At 65.2% G+C, this 3,027-nt stretch carries 3 protein-coding genes; all 3 read left to right on the top strand.

Annotated elements, in window-relative coordinates; genetic code table 11:
- Positions 1 to 93 precede the first annotated feature (93 nt).
- On the top strand, positions 94 to 1,308 hold the full coding sequence (locus Q1B08_RS21155) for a zinc-dependent alcohol dehydrogenase (RefSeq protein WP_299823255.1): 1,215 nt from the start codon (positions 94 to 96) through the stop codon (positions 1,306 to 1,308).
- A gap of 52 nt (positions 1,309 to 1,360) precedes the next feature.
- Positions 1,361 to 2,482, top strand: coding sequence for an L-dopachrome tautomerase-related protein (locus Q1B08_RS21150; RefSeq protein ID WP_299823253.1), 1,122 nt, complete (start codon positions 1,361 to 1,363; stop codon positions 2,480 to 2,482).
- Positions 2,483 to 2,686: 204 nt separating this feature from the next.
- On the top strand, positions 2,687 to 3,027 hold a 341-nt coding region (locus tag Q1B08_RS21145; protein WP_299823251.1), incomplete at its 3' end, for an SGNH/GDSL hydrolase family protein.

The following is a 3,027-nucleotide window of genomic DNA, read 5'->3' as shown; positions in this document are numbered from 1 at the left end:
GGTCCGCAACCGCACGGTACATCCGGGTGAGGGAACACCGGCGGACGCGAGGGACTTCAGGTTTCGAACCGTTGTATCAGCGAAAGAGATTGCATGAAGGCCGTAGTCTTTCACGACGTGGGCGATATCCGCCTCGACGACGTTCCCGATCCCGGGATCGAAGCCCCGACCGATGCGGTGATCCGCATCACGACCTCCGCCATCTGCGGCACGGATCTGCACATGGTCCGCGGAACCTTCGCGGGCATGAAGCCGGGCACGATCCTCGGCCACGAGGCCGTGGGCATCGTCGAGGAACTCGGCCCGATGGTGCGGAACTTCGAGGTCGGCGATCGGGTGGTGATCTGCTCGACCATTGCCTGCGGTGCGTGCTCCTATTGTCGGGCGGGATGTCACTCCCAATGCGACAACGCCAACCCGAACGGCAACCGCGCGGGCACATCGTTTTTCGGCGGCCCGGAGCCGACCGGGCCCTTCAACGGTTTGCAGGCTGAGAAGGCGCGCATTCCTTACGCTCACACCACGATGGTCAAGGTGCCCGACGAGGTCACGGACGATCAGGCGATCCTGACATCCGATATCTTTCCGACCGGTTATTTCGGTGCCGATGCCGCCGACATCGAACCCGGCGACACCGTTGCGGTCTTCGGCGCCGGGCCCGTCGGACTTTTCGCCATCATCTCAGCCAGGCTCCTCGGGGCCGGACGGGTGATCGCGGTGGACGAACACGACGACCGGCTGGCCAAGGCGCGGGAGCTTGGTGCAGAGACCGTCAACTTCTCGAAGGAGGACCCTGTCGAGACGATCGTCGAGATGACCAATGGCATCGGCGTCGACCGGGTCATCGATGCCGTCGGTGTGGACAGCCAGCACGCGCATGGTGGACCGGCCAAGGACGAGGCGGAGGAGAAGTCCGGGACCTTCGATGCACAGGTCGACCGGGTGGCGCCCGAGCAGAACGTGCAGGGCGATCTCTGGAAGCCGGGCGATGCGCCGAGCCAGGCGCTCGAATGGTCGGTGCGGGCGCTGGCGAAGGCCGGCACCCTGTCGATCATCGGGGTCTATCCGCCGACGATGCAAAGCTTTCCGATCGGCGAGGCGATGAACAAGAACCTGACGATGAAGATGGGGAACTGTCCGCATCGCCGGTACATTCCTTACCTTCTTGACCTGATCCGGTCGGGCACTGTCGATCCCGTCAAGGTGCTGAGCCAGGTCGAGCCGATCGGAACCGCGATCGAGGCCTTCGAGACCTTCGACAAGCGCGCGCCCGGCTGGATCAAGGTCGAGCTCGAGGCGGCGGAGTAAATGGCCGGCCGGCTTTCCCGCAGGTCCGGCCCCGGCGATCAGGAGACATGACATGACCTACCTACCGCGCCCTGCCGGCGTCCTTGCCACCCTGTTCTGCCTCGGCACCGCCACGACGGCGGTGGCGCAGGAGCAACCCGCCGAGGCGCAACCCGAACTGACCGAAGTGGCGAGCTTCGACCATCAGGTGACCGGCGTGACGGTCAGCGCGGACGGGCGCATCTTCGTCAACTTTCCGCGCTGGACCGAGGACGTGGAGATCTCCGTGGCCGAGCTCGTCGACGGCGCGCCGCAGCCCTATCCGAACGCGGAATGGAACGGCTGGAACAATCTCGAGAGCGCCGATGTCTCGGCCGAGGATCACTTCGTCAGCGTGCAGAGCGTCGTCACGGACGGCGACGGCAGCCTCTGGGTCCTCGATCCCGCGGCCCCCGCCACCGGCTTCATTGTCGAGAACGGCCCGAAGCTCGTCGAGATCGACCTCGCCAGCGACGAGGTGGTGCGCGTCATCGCCTTCGGCCCCGATGTCGCACCGCAGGGCAGCTATCTCAACGACGTGCGGTTCAGCCCGGATGGCGAGCACGCCTACATCACCGATTCCGGCCCCGCCGACGCGCTCGTCGTCGTCGATCTCGAAACCGGGGAGGGGCGGCGCGTCCTCGAGGATCATTTCTCGGTCGCCGTCGATCCGGACGTCACCGTCACCCATGCGGGCGCGCCCGTCCGCCGGCCGGACAATCGCGGCGCCGCCTTCGCGGCCGACAGCATCGCGCTCTCGTCCGATGGCAGCACGCTGTTCTGGAAGCCGCTCACCGGCACGACGCTTTACTCGATCCCGACCGAGGTGCTGACCGATCCGGGCCGCTCCGCGAACGAGGTCGCGGCGGCGGTGCTCGACCGCGGCGAGGTCGGCATCACCGATGGCCTCTGGATGGACGACGCGGGCCGCATCTACCTCTCGAACGTCGAGGACGACGCGGTCCGGCGCTGGCAGGACGGAGAGGTCAGCTTGGTTCTGCAGGACGACCGGCTCCGCTGGCCCGATACATTCAGCGAGGGACCGGACGGCACGATCTACGTGACCACCTCGCGGATCATGGACATGCCTTGGTACAAGCCCGAAAACCCGCGGATCGTCGCGACGACCCTTTGGTCGTTCGAGCCAGAAAATTGACCCTGATACATCCGTTTGAGGACGTGGACTGCAGCCCGGTTGGAACGGAGCAGATGCACGCCAGCCGTGTTCGGGGCAGATTGGAGCGACCGTTCTAAAGTTTATGTAGGAAGAACGCCTTGGAGGGCAAACTCGGTTGCGCGAAGCAAGATATGAAATGCGACGCAGCCTGATTTCCAACCATCAATCGAAGGACTCAATTCTATGACTTCATCTTTCATGTTCCGTCTTCGTTCTTCCACGTATTCGAAGGCAGGCATCCTCACCCTCGCTGCGCTTGTCGGTCTGAGCCTTGCCCACGGGGCATCCGCAGCCCCCGTACTCTACGGGCTCGGCGACTCGGTGACCTTCGGGGAGGATGACCTCCGCTACGAGCCTTCGGACGGCGACCGCGGTTATGTCGGTCGCTTCGCCGACGCACTCGCCGCGCGGGAAGGGGAGCGGCCCATCGTGCGGAACTTCGCCATCGACGGCGAGACGGCGTCGAGCTTCATGACCGGCAACGGGCGCACGCCGCCGGTGGTGGGCCGTACCGATGACATCCT

It is taken from the genome of uncultured Jannaschia sp., assembly GCF_947494025.1.
GTDB lineage: Bacteria > Pseudomonadota > Alphaproteobacteria > Rhodobacterales > Rhodobacteraceae > Jannaschia.
The sequence above is the reverse complement of the archived record's forward strand: the minus strand, read 5'-3'. Positions and strand labels throughout refer to the sequence as shown.